General features: G+C 69.7%; 3 protein-coding genes. 1 reads left to right on the forward strand and 2 read right to left on the reverse strand.

Translation table 11 applies throughout. The annotated features are described in order from the left end of the window. Positions 1-307: 307 nt before the first annotated feature. Both FNH05_RS38715 and FNH05_RS37425 read right to left on the reverse strand, forming a co-directional pair. Positions 308-445 carry a hypothetical protein gene (locus FNH05_RS38715; RefSeq protein WP_186382952.1) on the reverse strand — a complete coding sequence of 46 codons (138 nt, stop codon included), beginning with the start codon at positions 443-445 and terminating at the stop codon, positions 308-310. Continuing rightward, positions 439-720 (reverse strand): HEAT repeat domain-containing protein, encoded by a 282-nt coding sequence (locus tag FNH05_RS37425; RefSeq protein ID WP_144593547.1) that lies wholly within the window; start codon positions 718-720, stop codon positions 439-441. The genes FNH05_RS38715 and FNH05_RS37425 overlap by 7 nt, the downstream gene beginning before the upstream one ends. A 195-nt stretch (positions 721-915) precedes the next feature. Between FNH05_RS37425 and FNH05_RS37430 the strand changes: the two genes are divergently transcribed. Continuing rightward, positions 916-1,312: NAD-dependent epimerase/dehydratase family protein (locus FNH05_RS37430; RefSeq protein ID WP_144593548.1), on the forward strand; the 397-nt coding region annotated here is incomplete at its 3' end.

Genomic DNA, 1,312 nt, shown 5'->3' on the forward strand with positions numbered 1-1,312 from the left:
CCGGACTTCCCGGCCTGCCGGAAACGATCATCCTCGGCATCCTGCTCCTCGGCGCGGGCGCGGCACTCGCCTTCGCGAGCCGGGCACGTCGCGCCGGGCGGCACTGAACAACGAGTGGTGCGCCCGCCTGCGATCCCCAACGACCGCAGGCGGGCGCACCGCTTCCTCCGAAGGTCGCTCCGCCCCTCAGCGTTGCGCCACTACGAGCGGCCCGCCCGTGCCTCGGCGATGTGGCGCAGCCTCTCGGACGCGAGGAAACAGCGGTTGAGGCCGGTGCGGATGTCCGGCGCGTTCGCCCCGCACTTGATCACGACACCACCCGCGCCGATGCCCGCACATACAGGTTCCAACGCGCGTGCTCGTCGGCTGGATCAATCGCCTCATCGCCAAGCCTGCCCTCGATCTCGGCGATGATGGCGCGAAGACGGGAAGGCATCGTCAGCACCCACTCGAACCGGACACGGTCATCCTGAATGCCTTTTCCCGGTCACCGAGTCTCGCGAGTGCGGCGGTCCGCACGTGTTCCGACGGATCACGCGACAATCGCTCCAGCACGTCCGGCGTTTTCCTGTTCAGGGCGATCCGCATGCGAACCGTCTCGTCCGGATCGGAGGCCAGGGCCTCCCGGAGCCGAGGTGTGAGCTTGCGCTTCATCGCCACCCTGTGCCTGACCCGGGGATCGGCGTCGACCGCCAGGCGCTCGAGGATCTCGACCGGCACGGTCTTGTTCTGTGCGACCCAGAACCGCGCCGCCGGGTGATCCTCGATCGGGTCCCGACCGCACTGGATTCAGAGTAGGGATGACAGTGGCTGACCTGAGCGGTAAGGTGATGTCTGCGACTGACGTCAGTCACCGACATCAACCCCCTGAACCAGGCGCCGGCCCGAGGGCGGTGCGCCGAAGGAGATCACCTCATGCGCGTTTTCGTCACCGGAGCCTCCGGATGGATCGGCTCCGCCGTGGTCGACGAACTGCTCACCGCCGGCCACGAGGTCACCGGGCTGGCCAGGTCCGACGCGTCCGCCGCGGCCCTCGAAGCGAAGGGCGCCCGTGTCCGCCGCGGCGACCTCGACGACCTCGACGGCATCCGCCTCGGCGCGCAGGACGCCGAGGCCGTCATCCATCTCGCGAACAAGCACGACTTCGCCAACATGGCCGCCATGAACGCGGCGGAACGGGCCGTCGTGCAGACCATCGGAGACGCGCTCGCGGGCACCGGCCGCCCGTTCCTGCTCGCCTCGGGCTTCGCCGCCCTCGGCCAGGGCCGGCCCACCACCGAGGACGACCCCTCCCCGTTCCACGGCCCGGACT

The sequence above is a fragment of the Amycolatopsis rhizosphaerae genome, from assembly GCF_007713715.1.
Taxonomy (GTDB): Bacteria; Actinomycetota; Actinomycetes; order Mycobacteriales; family Pseudonocardiaceae; genus Amycolatopsis_E; species Amycolatopsis_E rhizosphaerae.